Below are 21,708 nucleotides of genomic sequence, written 5' to 3' on the forward strand. Positions count from 1 at the left end.
GGCCTACCCTGCGCCGGGTGACCGCCGATCCCGTGGACAGCGCCGCCGTGCACGGGCCGCGCACCCGCTCCGCGCGGACGGCCGACAGCCGCGCGCTCATCCTCGACGCCGCCGTCGCCTGCCTGGTCGAGGACGGCTACGCCGGCGCCTCGACGCTCGCCGTCCAGGCCCGCGCCGGGGTGTCCCGCGGCCGGCTGCTGCACCACTTCCCGTCCCGCGCCGAGCTCCTGGTGGCCGCGGCGGGGCACCTGTCGACGACGCTGCTCGCCGAGGTGGAGGAGCGCGCCGCGGCGCTCATGGCCGACCAGCCGCCGGGCCAGGAACGGGTCGACCGCGCCATCGACCTCATGTGGGCGACGTTCCAGGAGCCGCCGTTCTGGGCGGCGATGGAGCTGTGGACCGCGGCCCGCACCGACCCCGGGCTGCGCTCGGCGCTGCGGGTGGAGGAGCGGCGGCTGCGCGCGGCGATCCGGCGGGTGGCCGACGGCATCTGGGGGCCGGAGATCGCCGCCGCCCCGCTGTACGCGGAGCTGTGCGAGCTGCTGTTCACGAGCATGCGCGGGGTGGCCTGCGTGTACGCCTTCACCGAGCGGCCGGCGGCCACCGACCCGCACCTGGCGCTGTGGCGGCGGCTCGCCGCGCGGATGCTCCTCGCGCGCCCGGAGGACTGACGCCGGGCGGCCGCGCGGGCCACGATGACCGGGCATGGACGACCGTGCGGCCGCCGCCCCCACCGGCTACGTGCTCGGCGACGACGACCCCGAGATGGCCCGGCTCGACGCCCTCTCCTCGCTCTACGGTCCGGCCACGGGGGCCTGGCTCGACACCGCGGGCCTCGCGCCCGGCATGGCGGTGGCCGACCTCGGCTGCGGCCCGGGCGCGGTCACCCTCGCGATCGCGGACCGCATCGGCGCGGGCGGGCGGGTGACCGGCGTCGACGCCGCGCGGCGCCCGCTGGAGGTGGCCCGGCGCCGCGCCGCCGGGCGGCCCGGCGTCGCCTTCGTGCAGGCCGACGTCACCACCTGGGAGCCGCCCGGCCCGCTCGACGCGGTGGTCGGCCGGCTGCTCCTGCTACACCTGCCCGACCCGGTCGCCCTCGTCGCCCGGGCGGCGTCGCTGGTGCGGCCCGGCGGGGTCGTCGCGTTCGCCGACGTCGTCCTCCCCACCCGGGCGGCGCACCCGCCGCTGCCGCTGCTGGACGCGTTCAACGGCTGGCTGCTGACGGCGTTCGGCCGCCTCGGCGTCCCCGTCGACGCCGGGCTGCGGCTGACCGCCGTCTACCGCTCGGCCGGCCTGCCCGACCCCGTGCTCACCTGCGGCCAGCCGCTCGAGCGGGGCGGTGGCGCGACGGGCTGGGCCGTCGTGGCCGGCGACGCGGTCAGCCTGCTGCCGGCCTTCGAGCGCACCGGCACGGCGACCGCGGCCGAGGTGGGCGCCGCCGACCTCGGGCGGCGGCTGCGCGCGCAGGCCGCCGCGGCCGACGCCGTGCTGGTCAACCCGCTGCTCGTCGGGGCGGTCGCGAGACGCCCCGGTCAGGGTTGACCGCCGCGTCAGGTCGCCACCAGCATGACGCGGGTCACACCCCGACCGAGGAGGACCCGTGAGCGTGCCGATCCCCACCCTCCAGGGCCGCGGCATGACCGCCGCCGACCAGCTCGCGCGCTGGGCCCGCCGGACCCCGGACACGTGGGCGCTGCGCTTCGACGGCGGCGGGCGCACCTACGCCCAGCTGGACGAGCGGGTCACCCGGCTGGCCAACGCGCTGGCCGGCCGCGGGGTCGGCACCGGCGACCGGGTGGCGGTGCTCGGGCTCAACTCGATGGAGGTGTGGGAGGCCTACCTGGCCGGCGTCCGGCTCGGCGCGGTCGTCGTCCCGGTCAACTTCCGGCTGGTCGCCGACGAGGTCGCCTACGTGCTCACCGACTCCGGCGCCACCGCGCTGCTGGTCGACGCCGCCCTCGCCGAGGTGGCCACCAAGGCCCGCGAGCAGGCGCCGGAACTGGCCACGGTCCTCACGCTCGGCGGGGACCTCGAGGACGCCATGGCCGCCGCCTCGCCGGAGCCGCCCGGCGTCGAGGTCGACGAGACCGCGCCCGCGTTCATCATGTACACGTCGGGCACCACCGGCCGCCCCAAGGGCGCCGTGCTCACCCACCGCAACCTGCTCATGCACGTGTTCAGCCAGGTCACCCACCTCGGCTGGGGCGACGACGACCGGGTCGGCGTCCCCGGCGCCCCGCTGTTCCACATCGCGGGCCTCGCCGGCGGGCTGCCGCCGCTGCTGCTCGGCGGCACGCACGTGATCCTCAAGAGCGGCGGGTTCGACCCGGTCGCCACGCTCGACCTCATCGAGCGCGAGCGGGTGAGCAGCATCTTCCTGGTGCCCGCGATGTGGGCCGCCGTCGTCGCGGTGCCCGGCATCGCCGACCGCGACCTCTCCAGCCTGCGGCGCATCTCCTGGGGCGCGGCCCCGGCGTCGACGACGCTGCTGCGCACGATGATCGACACGTTCCCGCAGGCGGAGGTCATCACCGCGTTCGGCCAGACCGAGTGCAGCCCGGTCACCTGCTTCCTGCGCGGCGAGGACTCGGTGCGCAAGATCGGCTCGGTGGGCACCCCGATGCTCAACGTCGAGGTCCGGGTGGTCGACGACGCGATGCAGGACGTCCCGGTGGGCGAGGTGGGCGAGATCGTCTACCGCAGCCCGATGGTGATGGCGGAGTACTGGGGCAAGCCCGAGGCGACGGCGGAGGCGTTCGCCGGCGGCTGGTTCCACTCCGGCGACCTGGTCCGGGAGGACGAGGACGGCTACTACTACGTCGTCGACCGCAAGAAGGACATGATCATCACCGGCGGCGAGAACGTGTACTGCGCCGAGGTCGAGGACGTGCTGGCCGCCCACCCCGGCGTGGCCGAGGTCGCGCTGATCGGCGTCCCCGACGCCCGCTACGGCGAGGCGCCGCTGGCGGTGATCGCGCCGCGGGACGCCGACGCGCCGCCCACGCCCGAGGAGCTCACCGCCTGGTGCCGCGAGCGGCTGGCCCGCTACAAGCACCCGCGCGAGTACGCGTTCGTGCCCGCACTGCCGCGCAACCCCAGCGGCAAGGTGCTCAAGACGTCGCTGCGCACCGAGCACCGGGCCGGCTCGCTGGTGAGCGACCCCGCCGTCTGAACCGCTGTGCACCGAGCACCGTCGGAGGGCCTCCGGTCGCTGCACGGCGCACCTCGACAGCCGGTGTGACGTGGGACACGCTGTCGTGGCCCAGGACCCGACAGGGAGGACCCGCATGACCGCCACGCAGTCCGCACCGAGCCCGACGGCCGCCAGCTGGCCGCCCGGGCTGCCGCGCTCGCTCGAGTACCCGTCGGTCCCCGTCGGCTCGATCCTGCGGGCCGCGGTGCGCCGGTGGGGCACGCGCACGGCGTTCGTCGACCACGACGTCGAGCTCACCTTCGAGGAGCTCGGCGCGCGGGCGGCCGCGGTGGCCAACTGGCTGGCCGACGCCGGGGTGGGGCGCGGCGACGTCGTGGCGGTGCACATCCCGAACTGCCGCCAGTACCCGGCTGTCTACTACGGCGTGATGATGGCCGGCGCCGTCTTCTCCCCCACCAACCCGCTGCTACCGGCCGCCGACCTCGCCGCCCAGCTCTCCGACGCCGGCGCCACCGTGCTCGTCACCTGGGACCAGGTGCTGCCGTTCGTCCGCTCGGCGCTGGCGGCCACGCCGGTGCGCACCGTCGTCGTCACCGGTGAGGCGCACACCCTCGACTTCGGCGCCCGTCTCGAGGGCCTGGAGGACGGCGACGTCGACCTCGCCGACCTGCTCGCCGCCGACCCCACCGACCGGCACCTCGACGCCGGCATCGACCCCGCCGCCGACCTCGCCCACCTGGCCTACACCGGCGGCACCACCGGGGTGAGCAAGGGGGTGGAGCTGCCGCACCGCAACGTCGTCACCAACGTCCTGCAGTCGGCGTGCTGGACGTCGGGGTCGCTGCCCGAGCTCGACGAGGCCGGCGACGTCACCGTGCGGCAGGTGCTCGGCGAGGACGAGTACCCGATCCGGCTCGGCCAGGCGCGGCTGATCAACCTCACGCCCTGGTTCCACGCGATGGGCGCGATCGGCTACCTCAACGGGATGGTGCTCGGCGGCACCACGACCGTCATCCACATGCGGTTCGACCCGGTGCGGTACGTCGAGGACGCCAAGCGGTACGAGGTCACGAGCATCGGCGGGGCGCCGCCGGTGTTCGTCGCGCTGCTGCAGGTGCCCGGCTTCACCGAGCAGGACTGGTCGCACGTCCGCGGCGTCTCCAGCGGCGCCGCGCCGCTGCCGGTACCGCTCATCGAGAAGCTGCAGGCCGTCCTGCCCAACGCCGTGATCGGCGAGGGCTACGGCCTCACCGAGGTGACCATGCAGGCCACCGGCAACCCGTCGTTCCGGTCGGGCACCCGCAAGGCCGGGTCGGTCGGCGTCCCGGTGTTCGACACCGAGATCACCATCCGCCCGCTCGGCGGCGGCGAGCCGCTGCCCGTGGGCGAGCGCGGCGAGGTGTGCATCCGCGGGCCGCAGGTCATGCGCGGCTACGCCCACCGGCCCGACGCGACCGCCGAGAGCATCGACCCCGACGGCTGGTTCCACACCGGCGACGTCGGCGTGCTCGACGAGGACGGCTACCTGTCGATCGTCGACCGCACCAAGGACATGCTGCTCTACAAGGGCTACAACGTGTTCCCGCGCGAGCTGGAGGAGGTCCTCTTCGGCGTGCCGGGCGTGGCCGGCGCGGCCGTCGTCGGCCGGCCCGACGAGGCCGCCGGGGAGCTGCCGGTCGCCTACGTCGTGCGCAAGGCCGACGACGCCGGCGCCGCGCTGACCGCCGAGTCGGTGATGGCCGCGGTCAACGACCGGGTGACGCACTACAAGCGGCTGCGCGACGTCGTGTTCATCGACGCCATCCCGGTGTCGGCGGCGGGCAAGGTGCTCAAGCGCGAACTGGCCGCCCGCGAGCGCGAGGCCGCGGCCCAGGGCTGACCCGATCGGGGGCGGTGCGCACCGGCATCCCGGTGGGCGCCGCCCCCGCTCGCTATCGTCCGCGACGTGATCGGCGGACACGGGGCGAACGAGGACCCGCACACCGGGGTGCAGATCGCCCACGAGGAGCCCACCCCGATCCGGCAGGTGGTGCGGCGTCTCGTCATCGCGACCGGCATCCTGGTGCTGACGATCCTGCTGGTCTGGCTGGACCGCGAGGGCTACCGCGACAACGCCGACGGCGACGTCACCCTGCTCGACGCCGCCTACTACTCGACGGTGTCGCTCTCGACCACGGGCTACGGCGACATCGTCCCCGTGACCGCCGGCGCCCGGCTGTTCAACTTCGCCGTCATCACGCCCCTGCGCGTCATGTTCCTGATCGTCCTCATCGGCACCACGCTCGAGGCGCTCACCGCGCGCTCGCGCGAGGAGTTCCGCATCCGTCGCTGGAGGTCCCGCGTGCGCCAGCACGTCATCGTGTGCGGCTACGGCACCAAGGGCCGCAGCGCCATCCGCTCGCTGCAGGCCACCGGCACGCCGCTCGAGAACATCGTCGTCGTGGACCCCGAGACGCGGGCGATCGACGAGGCCAACTCCATCGGGCTGACCGGCATCGTGGGCGACGCCGGGCGGACCGAGGTGCTGCGCCGGGCGCACGTCGAGCGGGCGCGGGCGGTGATCGTGGCGGCCAACCGCGACGACGCCGCGGTGCTCATCACCCTCACCGTGCGCCAGCTCAACCCGACCGTGCCGATCACCACCAGCGTGCGCGAGGAGGAGAACGCCCAGCTCCTGCGGCAGTCCGGCGCGGACACGGTGATCACGACCTCGGCGACGGCAGGGCGCCTGCTGGGCCTGTCCACCGACAGCCCCCGGGTGGTCTCGGTGGTCGAGGATCTCGTCACCGGCGGCCAGGGACTCGACCTGTCGCAGCGCGCGGTGAGCTCCGGCGAGGTGGGCCTGGGCCCGCGCGACCTGCGCGACATCGTGCTGTCGGTGACCCGCGGCGGGCGCACGCTGCGCTTCGACGACCCGCTCATCGGCACGCTGCAGAGCCAGGACGTCCTGGTGGTCGTCCGCTCGCACTGAGCACAGGCGTACCGCTCAGGCCGCGCGGTCGCGCGTCGCCCGCGCGAGCACCAGCGTCGAGACCGCGAGCGCCCAGGCCACCCGCTCGGCCGCCGAGTCCCAGGGCGGCAGCCCCGTCACCGACGCCGGCAGGAGCGGGACGGCGAGCAGGCCGGCACCGAGGACGGCGGCCGCGGCCGGCGGGCCCGGGACCGCCGCCGCGCTGCGTGCGGCAGCGGCGCCCACGGCGGTCGCGACGGCGGCGAGCGACACCCACAGCAGGACCGGCCCGCGCCCCGGCGCGGCACCGGCGAGGACCGCCAGCACCCACACGCCCGCGAGCGCGGCGGCCGACACGGGCAGGACCAGCAGCAGCCGGGCCGCCAGCCGGCGCCGAGGCCCCACGGGCGCCACCTCGGCCACGGCGGCCGAGGGGTCCTCGCCGGCGACGGCGACGCCGGTGACCAGCACCAGCACGCCGAGCACCAGCAGGAGCCCGTCACCCCCGGGCGGCACGACGGCCATCGCCCCTGCCGTCGCCAGGCCGGCACCGCCCGCCGCCAGGACCGGGCCCCAGGGGAGCACGGTGCCGGTGGCGGCGAGCAGCGCCGGCCAGCGCACGACGGCGGAGCTCACAGGGACCCCATCCACGTGCCCGCTCCGTCGTGCACGAGGAACTGCCCGGCGACGCCCAGCACGACGAGGAGCAGGCCGGCGACGAGCACCGCACGCGTCCGCCGGTCCGGGCCGCTGCGCGCCAGCGCCACCCCGGCGAGGAGCACCACAAGCCCCAGCACGTAGGTCAGGTGCAGGCCGTGGAAGCCGAGGTCGCGGGAGCCGGCGAGGTAGGTCTCCGCGAACGCGCCCGGCGGGTCCACTCCGTCCCACCGGGCCAGCTCCGCCGTCGACGGGTCCCGTCCGAGGTCGGCCGTCACGACCGAGGACCGCGAGACCGCGAAGACCCCGAACGGCGCGGTGAACCAGATCCAGAAGAACACGTACAGGAACGCCCAGCCCACGAAGCCGAGCACGCTGCCGATGGCCCGGGACCGCACCACGCGGGCCATCGCGACGCCCGCCACGAAGGCGCAGGCCACCGCCAGCGGGGCGCCCACCAGCTCCAGGGGCGTCGGGGTGACGGTGCTCGACCACCGGCCCTGCCCGATGCGGACCCCACCCTGAGCGACCACCGCGGTCCACTGCGCCGCCATGAGCACCAGCGCGAGGATCGCGGGCACCCCGGCCGCGGCGAGCAGGCCGAGCGTCCGGTCCCACCGCCGGGCGGGGGTGCTCGTGAACATCTCCGCCGTGGTGGCCGGCCGCTCCCGGAGGGCCGCCCAGTTGCCCACCAGGAAGGCGGCGAGCGCGAGCGGAGCGGCGGCCAGCTCCCAGGTCCCGTAGCCGTCGGTGACCGACCGGCCCTCGGTGAAGGTCCCGTCGGTGCTCACGTACCAGGTGCCCACGGCCGACAGGGCGGCCCCGGCCCAGAGGACCGGGTTGCGCGCGGTGTAGCGCACCTCCGCGCGGGCCAGCGCGGCGACGGTGTCCCGTCCGACGACGACGTCGCGGCCGGCGACCGCCGCGGTCACGACGCCACCTGCTCGGCGGCCGTGGAGCCGGTGAGCAGCAGGTACCCGTGCTCCGGCCCGGCCGGCACGAGGGCGGCCCCGGGCGGTGGGGAACCCACGTTGCGGAAGCGGCCCTCCGGAGTGCGCCACGAGACGGCGGCACGTGGGTCGGGCGCCTCGGCGTCCCACACCCGCCCGTCGGCCAGGGCGGCCAGGGCCGTGGTCTCGCCGTGGAAGAGCACCCGGCCGGAGTCGAGGACGACGACGGTGGGACACAACGCGGCGACGTCCTCGGTCAGGTGCGTGGACAGCAGCACCGTCGCGTCGTCGGGCAGCCCGGCCAGGACCTCTCGGAAGCGCAGCCGCTGCTCGGGGTCCAGGCCCACCGTCGGCTCGTCCAGGACCAGCAGATCCGGGTGGCCGAGCAGCGCCTGGGCCAGCCCCACCCGGCGACGCATCCCACCCGAGAGCGCGCGGATGCGCTGGTGCGCACGGTCCCCGAGGCCGACGGCGTCGAGCACGCGGCGGACCTCCGCATGCCGGGCCGACCGGTCGGTCATCTCCTTGAGCACCGCGACGTAGTCGACGAAGGAGAAGGCCGTGAAGCCGCTGTAGGCGCCCGACTCCTGCGGCAGGTAGCCCAGCCGCCGCCGGATGGCGAGCCGCCCCGCGGGATCCGCCGGGTCCGCGCCGAGCACCCGCACCGTCCCGGCATCGGGTGACAGCGCGGTCGCCACGATCCGCAGCAGGGTGGTCTTCCCCGCCCCGTTCGGGCCGAGCAGCCCGGTCACACCGGGCCGGAGCTCCAGCGTGACGTCCTGCAGCGCGGTCGTGCCGCGGAAGCGCTTGCCGACGCCGGCGAGCGCGACGGGGAGGGTCATCTCCTGCTCCTGTCCTCGAAGCTGGTGCGGCGGGTGACGGCGGCCAGGGCGGCCAGCACGGCGACGCAGAGCAACGCCGCCTGGCCGGCCGGGCGGAAGGCGAGGGAGCGGTCGAGCACCCCGTCGACCGCGAGGGGGAGGCGCGAGGGGCGCAGCACGTTCCAGGAGACGGCCAGCCACAGCAGCGTCAGGACGGCCGCGACCCGGCGAGGATCGGCACGGGCCGAGAGCGCCAGGGTGAGCGCGCAGAGCGCGAGCGCGGGGGCCAACCAGAGGGTGGCGGCACGGGAGCCCCCCGGCAGCGCCAGGGCCAGCACTGCGGTGACCGGCAGGGTGACCGCCGCGACGGCCACCGTCCGCAGGAGCAGCAGCCGGAACCGTGGGTACGGCGTCGTGGTGGCCACGTCGCCGGCGAGGTCGTCGACGGCGGCGTAGGCGAGGGCCACCCCGCCCAGGGGCAGCAGCGGCGCGGTCACCACGAACAGGACCGTCCCCACCGTGCCGGTGCCCAGGTGGGCGGCGAGCAGGGCCAGTGCCAGCAGCGCGGTCCCCGCGGCCCACCAGGCCCGCCGCAGGGCGGGCGCGGCCGCCAGCAGCCGGACCACGTGCGGCGGCAGCACCCGCCCCAGCAGCCCCTCGACCGCGGACGCCGGCTCCCGGTCGACAGCGGAACCCAGTGCGTCCCAGCTGCGCTCGTGCAGGGCCCGTTCCTCCGGCGTGGCACCGGAGGCGGGCACCTCCCGGCAGGCCGCGCACGCGAGGAGGTGCGTCTCGACGGAGGCCGCCGCGGCGTCGGACAGGGCACCGGCGCGGTACCCGGTCCACGTCCTCGCGTCGACGTGCCAGCTCATGGGAGTGCCTCCTGGGTCAGTGCCGCCTGCATCTGGGCGCGCGCCCGGGCCATCCGCGTGCGGACGGTGCCGGGCGGGACCCCCAGCAGCCGGGCCGCCTCGCGGCTGGTCAGTCCGTCCAGGACCACGGCGCGCACGACGGCGCGCAGCTCCGGCGAGAGGCCGTCGACCGCGGAGGCGAGGTCGCCGTGCTCGACGGCGACGAGCACCTCGTCCTCCGCCGACGGCGCGGGGGGCGGGACCAGCAGACGCAGTGGCAGCGGACGACGCGGCCGGACGGCGGCCAGCAACCGGCGGATCCCGATGCCCCACAGCCAGGCGGGGACGTCCCCGGAACCCCGGTAGCCGGTCGGGGTGCGCCAGACCGCGAGGAACGTGTCCTGCAGGACCTCCTCCACCACGCCCGGGTCGCCGCACCGGCGGGCCAGCCGTGCCCGCAGCCAGGGGGCGTGCCGGTCGTACAGCTCGCGCAGCGCCGACCGGTCCCCGTCGGCGACGGCCCGCAGCAGGTCCCCGTCCGAGCGCGGTTCCTGCCTCATGCTGCACCTGTAGCTCCGGAGGCCTCGAGCTGTTCACCGGTCCGGCAGCAGCTCCGGTCCCGGAGTGTCCCGGCGCCGGCGCCCTCCAGGAAGTGCCGGCGCACCGGGGTGCGTGCCTCGTCAGGTCCGGCGCACCCAGGTGCGGGTCGGCTCCCCGCGGCCGCGCAGCTCCACCTCCGCGGCGGGCCGCCAGTGCGCGGCCTCGCCGCCGGCCGCCCGCACCACGGCCTCGCTGGCCACCGCCCGTCCCGGGTCGTCCTTGGCGAGCTCGGTGAGCCTCGCGGCCTCGTTCACCGGGTCGCCGATCACCGTGTACTCCAGCCGGCTGGCGGTGCCGACCTGCCCGGCCCACACCGGCCCGCAGGCCACTCCCACCCCGACGTCGACCTCGCCGGCCGCCCGGACGGCGTCGCAGATCCGCCGAGCCGCCCGCAGCGCGGCGCCCGGCGGGTCGGGGTGGGCGGTGGGTGCGCCGAACACGCACAGCGCCGCGTCGCCCTCGAACTTGTCGACCAGCCCGCCCTCGGCCTCGATCGCCTCGACGACGACGGCGAAGAAGCGGTTGAGCAGGCCGACCATCTCCTCCGGGCCGGTGCGCCGCGCCAGCGAGGTGGAGCCCGCGATGTCCACGAACAGCGCCGCCACCGTGCGCAGCTCGCCGCCCAGCGACGCGCCCTCGGCCAGCGCCCGCGCGGCCACCGGGGTGCCCACGTGCCGGCCGAACAGGTCGCGCAGCCGCTCCCGCTCGGCCAGCCCCGCGGCCATCGTGGCGACGCCCGCCTGCAGCAGTCCGATCTCGCCGGCGTCGTCGACGGTCACCGCGGCCGCGTAGTCGCCGTCCCCCACCCGCTGCACCGCCTCGCGCAGGTCGCGCAGCGGCGCCCCGACGGCGCGGGCGAGCAGCACGGTGGCCAGCCCGCCGACCAGCAGCGCGACGACGGCGAGGAAGACCACCGCGGTGCGCCCGGGGCCGCCGGGGTTGCTCGGGTCGACGAACAGCAGGACCACGCCGAGCAGCGGCACGGCGCTCGTGAGGCTCCAGGTGAGCAGCAGGCGGGGGCGCACGCCGAGGGCGAGCCGCCCCGACGGCGGGTGCGCGGCCAGCGCGCGGGTGGTGACGCCGCGCGCGGCGCGCGCGACGAGCAGGTAGACGACGCAGGCGGTGGCCGCGCCGCCGAGCAGGGTGGCGACGCCGACCCGCAGGCCGACGAGCGGTTCGGGGAACGTGAGCGCGGCGACGACGCCGACGAGCACCGCACCGAGCAGCCAGACCGAGCCGGCGATCAGCGCGGTGTCCACCGGCAGGCGCAGCGCGGAGGCCGCCTCGGCGGGGGTGGGCGTGCGGCGGGCGACCAGCCAGGCGGTCGTGGCGCGCTGGCGGCGCAGGCCGGCCAGGGTGGCCAGCGGGAGCGCGAGGAGCAGGTAGCCGAGCGCGGCGAGCAGCACCGGCGCGCGGCCGGCGCTCGCCCCGTCGTCGGAGACGCCGAGCAGCAGCAGGGTGACGGTGCCGACACCGACGAGGTCGGCGACGACGACCAGCGCCACGATGAGCGGGACGGCGACCCGGCCGCTCGGCGCCCAGGCCAGCACGTCGTCGGCCCGCCGGAGGGCGGTGCTGCGCGTGCCGGTCGGGACCACGACCGGCTCAACGACCCCGCGCGGGCGGGGACACGGTCAGACGGGCAGCTCGGCCAGCGCCTCGGCGACGAGACCGTCGGCGAGCACGAGGTCGACCGCGGTGGAGTGCCAGCCGGCCACGAGCAGCAGCGGCCAGGGGCGCTCGTCGTCGGCCGAGGCGGTGGCGGCCACCAGGCCGGCCTGCGCCACGGCGCGGCACGCGATGGGGTTCATGAGGGGGACCTCCTGTCGTCCGTGCACAGGAGATCGGCAGGTGGGTGTGGTCGCTCCAGCCAGGCGGCGCATCTCACCCCTCCGAGGGGGGACGGCGGATCCTGCCGCGCGCGCGGGCCGGCCCTGCGGTAGCGCGCGGCCGCCCGGGGGCGAGCCCGGGCGGCCGCGTCCGGGCTCAGCCGCGGGCGGCGCGCAGCGCGTCGGCCAGCGGGGTCGCCGGGCGGCCGAGCAGGGCGGCGAGGTCGGCGTCGCCGGTGTCGAGGTCGCCGCGGGCGATCGAGGCGTCGATGCCGGCGACGAAGCCCGCCGTCCCCTCGTCGAGACCGGCGGACCGCAGCGCGGCGGCGTACTCGTCCACCGGCAGGTCGCGGTACGCGACCGGCGTGCCGGTCACCTCGGTGACGGCGGCGGCGAGGTCGGCGAGCGTGACGCCGGGCCCGCCGACCTCGTGGACGCCGCCGTCGCCGTCGGCGAGCAGCGCGGCCGCGGCGGCGACGGCGAAGTCCTCGCGCGCGGCGATCGAGACCCGGCCGTCGCCCGCGGCGCCGAGGACCTCGCCGGTGGCCAGGTACTGGTCGACCTGGGCGGCGTAGTTCTCGGCGTACCAGCTGTTGCGCAGCACCGTCGCCGGGACGCCGGAGCGGGCGAGCACCCCCTCGGTCTCACGGTGCTCGGGGGCCAGCGGGTTCGTGGACGTGTCGGCGTGCGCGATCGAGGTGTAGACGATCCGCTGCACGCCGGCCGCCGCGGCCGCCTCGATCACGGCGGTGTGCTGGGCGACCCGCTGCCCCGGCTCGCTGCCGGAGACCAGCAGCAGCCGGTCGACGCCGGCCAGCGCGGCGGGCAGCGTGCCCGGCTGCGAGTAGTCGCCGTGGCGGACCTGCACGCCGCGGCCGGCCAGGTCGGCCGCGGCCTCGGGACGGCGGGCGACGGCGACGACGTCGCCTGCCGGCACGCCGCGGTCCAGCAGCTCCTGGACGGCGCGGCGGCCGAGGTGGCCGGTGGCTCCGGTGACGGCGTAGGTGGTCATGCGGGGACTCCTCGATCGGGAACTCGGTCGGGGGCACTAACCAGGAGAAAGTGCCCTCCATTCCGCCGGTGGTCCTACGCTGGCGGCATGAGCGAGCCGGGCCCCTCCCCCGCGCTGGTCGCCGACGTCTTCGCCCGCGACTGCACGTCCCGCTCGGCGTTCGAGGACGTCACCGCCAAGTGGGCGTCGCTGACCCTGATCGCGCTGCACGAAGGCGGGTACCGGTTCAACGCGCTGCGCCGCCGGGTCGACGGCGTGAGCGAGAAGATGCTGTCGCAGACGCTGCAGGCCCTCGAGCGCGACGGCATGGTCAGCCGCGACGTCGTCACCACCATCCCGCCGCGGGTCGAGTACGCGCTCACGCCGCTCGGCGCCCGGGTGGCCACGGGCCTGCGCGACCTCGCCGACGTGCTCGAGGAGGCCGCGCCCGAGGTCGAGCGGGCCCGGGAGGACCACCGCCCGCGCTGACGCCGGGCGGGCCGCTCAGGTCGAGCGCCAGCCGCGGCCGTGCAGCCGCGCGACGCCGTCGAGCAGCAGGTCCAGGGCGAACTCGAACTCGAACTGCTCGTCGCACCCGCCGCCGACGGCGGACAGGTCCCCGCCGGTCGCCGCGGTGGCGATCTCCAGGACGTACGGGAAGCGCCGGCCGAACTCCTCGGCCGTCGCCCGCTGCTGCTCCGCGGGAGGCGGCGGCGCCGACGGGTCGGCCGGCGCGTCGAACAGCTCGGGGCTGAACCCCCAGATGCGGTTGCCCAGCGCGTGCATCACGTGGTGGGTCAGGTCGACCGAGAGGCCGCCGCGGCGGAAGGTGCCGGCGACGGCGTCCATGTAGCCGAGCACCGCGGGCGTGCGCCGGGTGCGCGACTCGATGGCCCGCCGCGCCCAGGCGTGCCGCAGCACCGCCCGGCGCGCGGACAGCAGCCGCGCCCGGACGGCGTCGGGCCAGTCCAGCGCGGGGTCGGGCGCCTCGAACTCGCCGATGACGGCGTCGACCATCCCGTCGAGCAGCTCGTCCTTGTTCGCCACGTGCTTGTAGAGGGCCATCGGGACGACGCCGAGCACCTGCGCCAGCCCGCGCATGCTCACCGCGTCGAGGCCGGACCCGTCGGCCAGCTCGACGGCGGCCCGGAGCACCCGCTCACGGGACAGCGGCTCACGTGCCACCCGACCTCCCCTCCTTGACAGGCGTACACCGTACACCTAACGTCCGCGGCGTTGGTGTACGCCGTACACCACGGAGCAGAGGAGCTGGTCGTCCATGCGGGAGTCCCGCGCAGCCGCCGTCGTCACCGGCGTGTTCTTCCTGGTCGCGGCCGTCGCCGCGGTCGTCGCCCTCGCGCTGTACCAGCCGCTGCTGGGCGACCCGGGCTACGTCCTGGGCCCGGGTGCGGACACCCGGGTGCTGTGGGGGGCGTTCCTCGAGGTGGTGCTCGCCGCCGCCGTCATCGGGACCGCCGTCACGGCCTTCCCGGTGGTCGAGCGGCACGGCCGCGCGCTCGCGTTGGGCTACGTCGCCGGCCGCCTGCTGGAGGCCGCCGTCATCACCGTCGGGATCGTCGCCGTCCTCGCCGTGGTCACGCTGCGCCAGGACGCCGCGGGGACCGACGGCGGTCCGCTCGTGGGCGTCGCGCAGGGCCTGGTCGCGCTGCACGACGCGACGTTCCTCGTCGGCCCCGGCCTCGTCATCGGCGGCAACACGCTGCTGCTCGCCGCACTCGTGTACCGAGGCCGGCTCGCGCCCCGGCCGGTGGCCGTGCTCGGCCTGGTCGGCGGCCCGCTGGTGACCCTCTCGTCGACGGCCGTCCTCTTCGGCGTCTACGAGCAGGTCTCGGTGTGGGGCATGCTCGGCGCCGTCCCGGTGGCCGCGTGGGAGATCTCGCTGGCGGTGTACCTGATCGCGCGCGGCTTCCGCCGGCCGGCCGCCGTCCTGCCGGCCCGGTCGGAGCTCGTCCCCGCCTGACCCGTGACGGGCGGGCGGCGCCGGGACGCCGCCCGCCCGCGCGTCACACCCGGGCCTCGAGCAGCTCGGTGAGGTTGCGGTCGACCTCGTCGAGGTAGGTCTTCTCGAAGCCGAACAGCCCGAAGTGGCCGGCGATGCTCGGCAGCACGCGCAGCTCGCTCCCCGGGATCAGCGCCTGCTCGGCGGCGCAGTCGCGGACGGGGAAGAACATGTCCTCGTCGATCGGCATGACGAACGTCTTCGCCGTGATCCGGCCCAGCGCCTCGGCGAGGTCGCCGCCGGTGAAGCGGGTGACGTCGCCGCGCTGCCACTTCCAGCCCATGGTGAGCAGGGCGTTGGGGTCCATCGCGAGGAACGTGGCCTGCACGAACCGCTCCTGGAACTCCTCGAACGTCGACCAGGTGACGTCGGGGATCTCGATGGTCCGCCAGTACTCGGTCTTCCAGAACTCCGTGGACAGGCCGAGCACGGCCCAGATGTCGGCGTGCCGGCGCAGGCCGTCGGCGACGTCGGTGTGCGAGCGGTACTCACCGCCGTTCCAGCCGGGGTCGGAGGTGATGGCGTCCATGAGCGAGCGGGTGAACAGGAAGTCGTGCGGGGTGTTCTGCGCGGTGCCGGCGATGGGCGCGGCGCGCAGCACCCGGTCGGGGAAGCGCACCGCCCACTCGTAGGTCTGCTGGGCGCCCATCGACCCGCCGACCACCAGCGCCCACCGCTCGATGCCGAACAGCTCCGCGGCGAGCTGCTGCTGGGCGCGGACGTCGTCGCCGATCCGCACCCGCGGGAAGCGCGACATGGCGATCTCACCGTCGGTGTTGTGCGGCGAGGTGCACAGCCCGTTGCCGATCTGGTTGACCACGACGATGAACCAGCGGGAGGGGTCCAGCGCCCGGCCGGGGCCGATGTAGGTCTGCTCCCAGGTGGCGTGCGTGCCGCTGAACCAGGTGGGGATGAGGATCGCGTTGTCCTTGGACGGACTGAGCTCGCCGTAGGTGGCGTAGGCCAGCCGCAGGTCGGGGATGCGCCCGCCCTCCTCGAGGTCGAACCCGCCGAGCGCGTGCAGCTCGTAGGCACCCTGCACCTCGGGCGTGTAGAAGGCGTTCTCGATCACGGCGGCTCCCCTCGTCTGGGTGACCCGGCTCACTCTGGCCGACCGGGCGGCCGCTGACCAGGGGCGGGTTGACACCCGTGTCAGAGTCGACCGGTGGCACCGGTGCCCGACGGACTCGTCGCGGTCGTCAAGCGCGACTGCCCCACGTGCGCGCTGGTCGAGCCCGTGCTGCAGCAGCTGGCCGGCGCCGGCCCGCTCACCGTCGTCAGCCAGGACGACCCGGGCTTCCCCGCCGGGCTGCCCGTCACCGACGACCGCGAGCTCGAGGTGAGCTGGCGGCTGCGGATCGAGACGGTGCCCACGCTGCTGCGCGTCGACGGCGGCACCGAGACCGGCCGCGTCGAGGGCTGGCTGCGCAGCGCCTGGGAGACCTTCACCGGCGTCGAGGACCTCGGGCCCGGTCTGCCCGAGCACCGGCCGGGCTGCGGGTCGCGCAGCGTCGAGTGGGGCGTCGAGGAGGAGCTGGCCCGCCGCTACGGCGGCTCGGTGCTCACCGCCCGCCGGGTCGAGCTCGCCGACCTGGAGGACGACGTCGAGGCGGTGTACGCCCGCGGCTGGAGCGACGGCCTGCCCTGCGTGCCGCCCACCGAGGAGCGGGTGCTGCGCATGCTCGGCGGCACGAGCCGGGCGCCGGACGAGGTGGTCGCCGTCGTCCCGCCCGACCTCGTCGAGTGCACGGTGGAGAAGGTCGCGGTCAACGCGGTCCTGGCCGGGTGCCTGCCCGAGCACCTGCCGGTGGTGCTGGCCGCGGTCGAGGCGGCCTGCCGCGACGAGTTCGCGCTGCACGGCGTGCTGGCCACCACCTGGTCGGCGGGGCCGGTGCTGGTGGTGAACGGCCCGGTCACCCGGCGGCTGCGGATGAACTCGGGCATCAACGTGCTCGGCCAGGGCGACCGGGCCAACGCGACCATCGGCCGCGCGCTGCAGCTCGTCGTCCGCAACGTCGGCGGCGGGCGGCCGGGCGAGGTCGACCGCGCCACCCTCGGCAACCCCGGCAAGGTCGGCTGGTGCTTCGCCGAGGCCGACGACGGCCTGCGCCCCTTCCCGCCGCTCGCGGAGTCCCGCGGCGTCCCGGGCTCCGCGCTCACCGTCTTCGCCGGCGCCGGGCTCGTCCCGTTCCTCGACCAGCTCAGCCGGACGCCGGAGTCGCTGGCCCGCACGCTCGCGCTGGTGCTGCGCACCGTCGGGCACCCCAAGGCCGCGCTCGGCATGGACGCCCTCGTCGTCCTCGGCCCCGAGCACGGCCGGGTGTTCCGGGAGGCCGGGTGGGACCGCGAGCGGCTGCTCGCCGAGCTGGAGCCGCTGCTGGTCCTGCAGCCCGACGAGCTGCGGCGCGGCGCCCTCGGCATCGCCGAGGGGATGCCGGACGCGCTGCTCGACCGGCCGCTGCCGAAGTTCCGACCCGGCGGGCTCCTGCTCACCTACGCCGGCGGCCCGGCCGGCATGTTCTCGGCCGTCATCGGCGGCTGGGCCAGCGGCGCGACCGGCAGCACGCCGGTCACCGTCCCGATCGAGGAGGCGTGATGGCACGGGTGCTGCTCGACCCGACGTCGGAGCGGCGGCCGGCGGAGCGCGCGCTGACCGCGCGGCCGGCGTCGCTGGAGGGCCGGACGGTCGGCCTGCTCGACATCTCGAAGAGCCGCGGCGACGTCGTCGTCGAGGAGCTCGAGGAGCTGTTGCGGGCCGACGGCGTGCGCACCCTGCGCTACCGCAAGCCGACGTTCGCCCGGCCGGCGCCGGTGGACCTGCGGCACGAGATCGCCACCCACTGCGAGGTGGTCATCGAGGCACTGGCCGACTAGGGCTCGTGCACGTCGTGCAGTGTGCACGACATCGCCGACCTCGAGGCCCGGGGCGTGGTGGGGGTCTTCCTCGCCTCGGCGGAGTTCGCCGACGCCGCGACCGCCCAGTCGCGCGCGCTCGGCCTGGCGGTGCCGCACGTGCTCGTACCGCACCCGATCCAGGACCGCACCGACGACGAGCTGCGCCGGCTGGCCCGCGACGCCTACCCCGCGGTGCTGGCCGCGGTCACCGCGGCGACCCGGCCCGGCGGCTGAGCGGGACACCCGCGGGGGCCCGGGGACGACGTCCCCCGGGCCCCCGCGGAGCCGGCGTCAGCCGAGCGAGCAGGTGTCCAGCAGCAGCGGGTCGGTCCCGGCCCCGGCCGGGCGCGGGACCGTCGTGCTCACCGGCGGCTGCGCCCCCTCCTCGACCCACGCGGTGAGCGCGTCGAACGCGGTGCGGAAGCAGGGCAGCATCGGCCGCAGGTGCGCCGGGTCGAGCGGCACCAGGCTGTCGACGTGGTTGCCGCCCTCGACGCGGTAGTAGCGGTGCAGCCGGTCCCGGTTCCGGTCGGCGACCATCTCGGCGTAGACGTCGCTGTCGGTGCTGATGGGCAGCAGCGTGTCGAGGGTGCCGTGCAGGGTGAGCAGCGGCTTCTTGATCTTCCCGGTGAGGCTGACCCGGGCCAGCGCGTCGTGCGCGGCCTGCGAGCGCGGGTCGGCGAACCAGGCGTCGTAGCCCGCGTCGCTCGGGCAGGGCGCCAGGATCGCGGGCAGGGTCGTGCCGGCGGTGGCCCCGGGGCAGGCCGGGTCGTACCCCGGGTCGAACTCGGCCCGGTAGGTCTTCTGCGTCAGCCCCCAGTACACCGTCCGGTGGTACTCCCACAGTGGCTCGGACCCGCGGGCGAAGCCGGCGGCGTACATGTCCGCCGCGGTCGCCTGCCCGAGCGTGTACCGCACGGCGGTCGGCAGGTAGGTGAACAGGTTGGGCCCGTCGGGGGTGAACAGGGTGCCCTCCCAGTCGACGCCGCCGTCGTAGAGGTGGGCCCGGTTCTCCAGCTGCCACCGCACCAGGTAGCCGCCGTTGCTGATGCCGGCCATGTAGGTCCGCTCCGGCGCCCGGCCGAGGTGCTCGCGGATGGCGCCCTCGGCCGCGACCGCGAGCTGTGTGACCCGGTCGTGCCACTCCATGACGGCGTCCCCGGGCGCGACGCCGTCCCGGTAGAAGTCGACGCCGTTGTTGCCCTTGTCCGTCGAGGCGTAGGCGAAGCCCTGGGCCAGGACGAAGTCGGAGATCAGGAAGTCCGAGGCGTACTGCTTGCGGGTCCCGGGCGCGCCGCTGACCACGAGGCCGCCGTTCCAGTCGTCCGGGATGCGCAGGACGAACTGGCTGTCGTGGTCCCACCCGTGCAGCGTGTTGGTGGTGGAGGTGTCGGGGAAGTAGCCGTCGACCTGCAGGCCCGGCACCCCGGTCGGGTTCCGCGTGCCCGGCATGTGCAGGCCCGTCCAGTCGGCGGGGTCGGTGTAGCGGCCCGGGGCGGCGGCCTGCAGGCCCGCGGTGGTGAGGTCGGGCAGGCACGCGGTGACGCTGAGCTCGGCGCCCGGGACCTCGACCGTGTCGTCCGCGGCGCACGGCCGGGGTCCGGCGCCCGGGCCGCCCGGGCCGCCCGGGCCGCCCGGGCCGCCCGGGCCGCCCGGGCCGCCCGGGCCGCCCGGAGCGGCCGTGGCCGGGGACGCCTGCAACGCCAGCGCCGCCGCGATGCCGAGGGTGATCAGGGGGACGGTTCTACGTGGTGTCACGAGGGCTCCTCCGTGCGCGACGATCGGCCGTGGTCCACGTCACATGCTGGGACCGGGCGGGCGACGGCGACAGGTGGCGGGCCCACCGCTCTGGCCGCCCGGGATGTGCTGTGCCCACACCCCCGCCGCACGGGGTGCCGCCCGCCGCCGCGGCGAGGATGATCGGGCGCCGCCGGGACCGCGGTCCCCGAGCCACCGGGAGGAACGGATGAGCGACGACGTGCGGCTGGTGCGCCCGGAAGACCGCTCGGAGGGGCACCCCACACCGGGCATGCACCGCGAGCAGGCGGTGGCGACGGGCGGGCTGTGGGCCGGGCACGTCACCACCGAGGCCGGGGTGACGTCGGGGTGGCACCACCACGGCGACCACGAGTCGACGATCTACGTCGTCTCCGGCGCGCTGCGGATGGAGTTCGGCCCCGGCGGCGAGGAGGTCCTCGAGGCGCGGGCCGGCGACTTCCTGTACGTCGCGCCGCACGCGGTGCACCGCGAGGGCAACCCGGCGGGCGAGCAGTCGGCGATCGTCGTCTTCCGGGCCGGGTCGGGCGAGGCCGTCGTCAACGTGGACGGCCCGTCGCCCGCCTGATCCCGGCGGCGGCCCGTCGGTAGCGTCCGGCGGCGTGGACCAGGTCGACCGCAGCATCCTCGTCGAGCTCCAGCGGGACGCGCGCCAGCCCGTCCGCGACCTGGCCCGGGCGGTCGGCGTCGCGGCGTCGACGGCCTTCCAGCGCATCCGGCGGCTGCACGAGACGGGCGTCGTGCGCGGATACCACGCGGACGTCGACCTCGCGGCCGTCGGCCGCCCGGTCCAGGCGCTGGTGTTCACGCAGGTGCGGCCGCTGAACCGGGAGCTGATCGACGACTTCCTGCGCGACGCGGCGGCCATGCCCGAGGTGATGGCGGTCTTCGTCCTGGCCGGCGGCGACGACTTCCTGCTCCACATCGGGGTGCGCAGCGTCGAGGAGGTGCACGCCTTCCTCGTCGACACCCTGAGCCGCCGGCGCGAGGTCGTCAGCTTCCGCAGCAGCATGGTCTACCGGCACAGCCGCAACCCCGCCGTCACGCCGCTCGTCTGAGCGCCGGACCCTGTTCGGCCGGAGGCCCCTCGATCGGGACCGTGTGCGGACTTCCACGCCGCGACGCTCCCGGACGACGGAATCCTCCCGGCATCCCGCACGCCTTGCCTAGCGTGCCGCCATGACCGCCACCCCGGAGCAGCTGCTCGACCGGACCGGCCCGCGCAGCGGCCTGACCATCGCCGTCGCCGTCGACTCCACCACCCTCGGCCCGGCCATCGGCGGGATGCGCCTGCGCCCCTACCCGGGCCGGGACGACGCGGTCGCCGACGTCCTGGCGCTCGCCCGGGCCATGACGCACAAGTGCTCGCTGGCCGGCCTGGACCACGGCGGCGGGAAGACCGTCGTCCGGGTCCCGCCCGGGCCCCTCGCGCCCGGTCTGCGCGCCGCGGTCCTCGCCGACGTCGCCGACCTGCTGACCGAGCTCGGCGGCGCCTACCTCGCCGGCCCCGACATGGGCACCGGACCCGACGACATGCTCGTCCTGCACCGGCTGACCGGCTACGCCTTCTGCCGCCCGGCCGAGGCCGGGGGCGCCGGGGACTCCGCGCCGGGGACCGCGGCGGGTGTCCTGCACGCCCTGCGTGCGGGCGCGCGGCACGCCCTCGGCAGCGCCGACCTGGCCGGCCGGACCGTCGGGGTGCTCGGCTACGGCGCGGTCGGCCGGCGGGTGGCGGACGCCCTGCTCGCCGACGGCGCGGAGGTGCACGTGGCCGACGTGGACGGCGCGCTGGAGGAGCGGGCGACCCGGTCCGGCGCCCGCTGGCGCACCGTCGCGGAGCTCCTCGACGCCCGGCACGACGTCCTCGTCCCGGCGGCCGGCGGCGGCCTCCTCGACGTCGACCGGGCCGGGCGGCTGCACCACCGCCTCGTCGTCGGCCCGGCGAACAACCAGCTCGCGACGCCGGAGGCCGGCGCCGTCCTGGCCGCGCGGGGGGTCACCTGGGTGCCCGACCTGGTGGCGAGCGCGGGCGGCATCGTCAGCACCGTCGCCCGGGAGGAGCTCGGCCTGGACGGCGCCGCCGTCGAGGACCGGCTCCGCCGGATCGACACCACCACGGACCTGGTGCTGGAGGAGGCCGCCCGCAGCGGGGCGGACCCGCTGACCGTGGCGCTCGAGCTCTCCTCCCGGCGGCTGTCCGGGGCCGTGGCGTGA

22 protein-coding genes and 1 pseudogene are annotated in these 21,708 nt (G+C 76.2%); 12 read left to right on the forward strand and 11 right to left on the reverse strand.

All coding sequences use genetic code 11. The features are described 5' to 3' along the window. Window positions 1-17 precede the first annotated feature (17 nt). From ACI78R_RS02715 to ACI78R_RS02735, 5 genes are all read left to right on the forward strand, one after another. Window positions 18-671: a TetR/AcrR family transcriptional regulator gene (locus ACI78R_RS02715; RefSeq protein ID WP_217651125.1), complete on the forward strand. Its 654-nt coding sequence runs from the start codon at window positions 18-20 to the stop codon at window positions 669-671. 34 nt (window positions 672-705) lie between these two features. Beyond that, window positions 706-1,542 (forward strand): class I SAM-dependent methyltransferase, encoded by an 837-nt coding sequence (locus ACI78R_RS02720; RefSeq protein WP_457039575.1) that lies wholly within the window; start codon window positions 706-708, stop codon window positions 1,540-1,542. A 58-nt stretch (window positions 1,543-1,600) separates the two neighbouring features. Further along, window positions 1,601-3,172: a long-chain-fatty-acid--CoA ligase gene (locus ACI78R_RS02725; RefSeq protein ID WP_457039576.1), complete on the forward strand. Its 1,572-nt coding sequence runs from the start codon at window positions 1,601-1,603 to the stop codon at window positions 3,170-3,172. Window positions 3,173-3,287: 115 nt separating this feature from the next. Next, on the forward strand, window positions 3,288-5,033 hold the full coding sequence (locus ACI78R_RS02730) for a class I adenylate-forming enzyme family protein (RefSeq protein WP_457039577.1): 1,746 nt from the start codon (window positions 3,288-3,290) through the stop codon (window positions 5,031-5,033). Between the two features lie 66 nt (window positions 5,034-5,099). Continuing rightward, window positions 5,100-6,125, forward strand: a complete 1,026-nt coding sequence (locus tag ACI78R_RS02735; RefSeq protein WP_457039578.1) for a potassium channel family protein — start codon at window positions 5,100-5,102, stop codon at window positions 6,123-6,125. Between the two features lie 15 nt (window positions 6,126-6,140). Here ACI78R_RS02735 and ACI78R_RS02740 read toward each other — a convergent pair whose 3' ends face one another. The 8 genes from ACI78R_RS02740 to ACI78R_RS02775 form a co-directional block, all read right to left on the reverse strand. Then, window positions 6,141-6,740 carry a hypothetical protein gene (locus tag ACI78R_RS02740; protein WP_457039579.1) on the reverse strand — a complete coding sequence of 200 codons (600 nt, stop codon included), beginning with the start codon at window positions 6,738-6,740 and terminating at the stop codon, window positions 6,141-6,143. Next, a complete protein-coding gene (locus ACI78R_RS02745) occupies window positions 6,737-7,693 on the reverse strand; it encodes a hypothetical protein (RefSeq protein ID WP_457039580.1) in 957 nt (318 codons plus the stop codon). The genes ACI78R_RS02740 and ACI78R_RS02745 overlap by 4 nt, the downstream gene beginning before the upstream one ends. After that, entirely contained in the window at window positions 7,690-8,553 is an 864-nt protein-coding gene (locus tag ACI78R_RS02750; protein ID WP_073418900.1) for an ABC transporter ATP-binding protein, read from the reverse strand. Before ACI78R_RS02750 ends, ACI78R_RS02745 begins: the two co-directional genes overlap by 4 nt. Then, on the reverse strand, window positions 8,550-9,404 hold the full coding sequence (locus ACI78R_RS02755; RefSeq protein ID WP_457039581.1) for a hypothetical protein: 855 nt from the start codon (window positions 9,402-9,404) through the stop codon (window positions 8,550-8,552). The genes ACI78R_RS02750 and ACI78R_RS02755 overlap by 4 nt, the downstream gene beginning before the upstream one ends. Further along, on the reverse strand, window positions 9,401-9,943 hold the full coding sequence (locus ACI78R_RS02760; protein ID WP_073418898.1) for an RNA polymerase sigma factor: 543 nt from the start codon (window positions 9,941-9,943) through the stop codon (window positions 9,401-9,403). Before ACI78R_RS02760 ends, ACI78R_RS02755 begins: the two co-directional genes overlap by 4 nt. 120 nt (window positions 9,944-10,063) lie before the next feature. Further along, entirely contained in the window at window positions 10,064-11,581 is a 1,518-nt protein-coding gene (locus ACI78R_RS02765) for an adenylate/guanylate cyclase domain-containing protein (protein WP_457039582.1), read from the reverse strand. Window positions 11,582-11,617: 36 nt separating this feature from the next. Continuing rightward, complete coding sequence (locus ACI78R_RS02770) at window positions 11,618-11,794, reverse strand: hypothetical protein (protein ID WP_175562787.1); 177 nt, start codon at window positions 11,792-11,794, stop codon at window positions 11,618-11,620. A 175-nt stretch (window positions 11,795-11,969) separates the two neighbouring features. Beyond that, window positions 11,970-12,824, reverse strand: a complete 855-nt coding sequence (locus ACI78R_RS02775; RefSeq protein WP_457039583.1) for an SDR family oxidoreductase — start codon at window positions 12,822-12,824, stop codon at window positions 11,970-11,972. A gap of 87 nt (window positions 12,825-12,911) precedes the next feature. Between ACI78R_RS02775 and ACI78R_RS02780 the strand changes: the two genes are divergently transcribed. Beyond that, on the forward strand, window positions 12,912-13,292 hold the full coding sequence (locus ACI78R_RS02780) for a winged helix-turn-helix transcriptional regulator (protein WP_457039584.1): 381 nt from the start codon (window positions 12,912-12,914) through the stop codon (window positions 13,290-13,292). A gap of 15 nt (window positions 13,293-13,307) precedes the next feature. Here the strand turns inward: ACI78R_RS02780 and ACI78R_RS02785 are convergent, their stop codons facing one another. Next, window positions 13,308-13,988, reverse strand: a complete 681-nt coding sequence (locus tag ACI78R_RS02785; protein ID WP_457039585.1) for a TetR/AcrR family transcriptional regulator — start codon at window positions 13,986-13,988, stop codon at window positions 13,308-13,310. A 94-nt stretch (window positions 13,989-14,082) separates the two neighbouring features. Here ACI78R_RS02785 and ACI78R_RS02790 point away from each other — a divergent pair, with 94 nt between their 5' ends. Next, window positions 14,083-14,784, forward strand: a complete 702-nt coding sequence (locus ACI78R_RS02790) for a DUF4386 domain-containing protein (protein WP_457039586.1) — start codon at window positions 14,083-14,085, stop codon at window positions 14,782-14,784. Window positions 14,785-14,827: 43 nt separating this feature from the next. On the opposite strand, the gene ACI78R_RS02795 is transcribed toward ACI78R_RS02790, so the two are convergent. Next, window positions 14,828-15,895 (reverse strand): alpha/beta fold hydrolase, encoded by a 1,068-nt coding sequence (locus tag ACI78R_RS02795; protein ID WP_457039587.1) that lies wholly within the window; start codon window positions 15,893-15,895, stop codon window positions 14,828-14,830. Window positions 15,896-15,988: 93 nt separating this feature from the next. Between ACI78R_RS02795 and ACI78R_RS02800 the strand changes: the two genes are divergently transcribed. Both ACI78R_RS02800 and ACI78R_RS02805 read left to right on the forward strand, forming a co-directional pair. Beyond that, window positions 15,989-17,419, forward strand: coding sequence for a thioredoxin family protein (locus ACI78R_RS02800; protein WP_457039588.1), 1,431 nt, complete (start codon window positions 15,989-15,991; stop codon window positions 17,417-17,419). Further along, a pseudogene (locus ACI78R_RS02805) lies at window positions 17,419-17,952 on the forward strand (UGSC family (seleno)protein). The gene ACI78R_RS02800 and the pseudogene ACI78R_RS02805 overlap by 1 nt, the downstream one beginning before the upstream one ends. Window positions 17,953-18,009: 57 nt before the next feature. Here the strand turns inward: ACI78R_RS02805 and ACI78R_RS02810 are convergent. Continuing rightward, window positions 18,010-19,476 carry a tannase/feruloyl esterase family alpha/beta hydrolase gene (locus ACI78R_RS02810; RefSeq protein WP_457039589.1) on the reverse strand — a complete coding sequence of 489 codons (1,467 nt, stop codon included), beginning with the start codon at window positions 19,474-19,476 and terminating at the stop codon, window positions 18,010-18,012. A gap of 208 nt (window positions 19,477-19,684) precedes the next feature. Between ACI78R_RS02810 and ACI78R_RS02815 the strand changes: the two genes are divergently transcribed. The 3 genes from ACI78R_RS02815 to ACI78R_RS02825 all read left to right on the forward strand — a co-directional run bounded on the left by ACI78R_RS02815 (window position 19,685) and on the right by ACI78R_RS02825 (window position 21,708). Continuing rightward, window positions 19,685-20,062: a cupin domain-containing protein gene (locus tag ACI78R_RS02815; protein ID WP_073418887.1), complete on the forward strand. Its 378-nt coding sequence runs from the start codon at window positions 19,685-19,687 to the stop codon at window positions 20,060-20,062. A 34-nt stretch (window positions 20,063-20,096) separates the two neighbouring features. After that, entirely contained in the window at window positions 20,097-20,552 is a 456-nt protein-coding gene (locus tag ACI78R_RS02820; RefSeq protein WP_457039590.1) for an Lrp/AsnC family transcriptional regulator, read from the forward strand. Window positions 20,553-20,673: 121 nt separating this feature from the next. After that, the gene (locus tag ACI78R_RS02825; RefSeq protein WP_457039591.1) at window positions 20,674-21,708 is read left to right on the forward strand and encodes a Glu/Leu/Phe/Val dehydrogenase dimerization domain-containing protein; all 1,035 of its coding nucleotides are present in this window, start codon (window positions 20,674-20,676) and stop codon (window positions 21,706-21,708) included.

The organism is Geodermatophilus sp. SYSU D01106 (assembly GCF_054049995.1).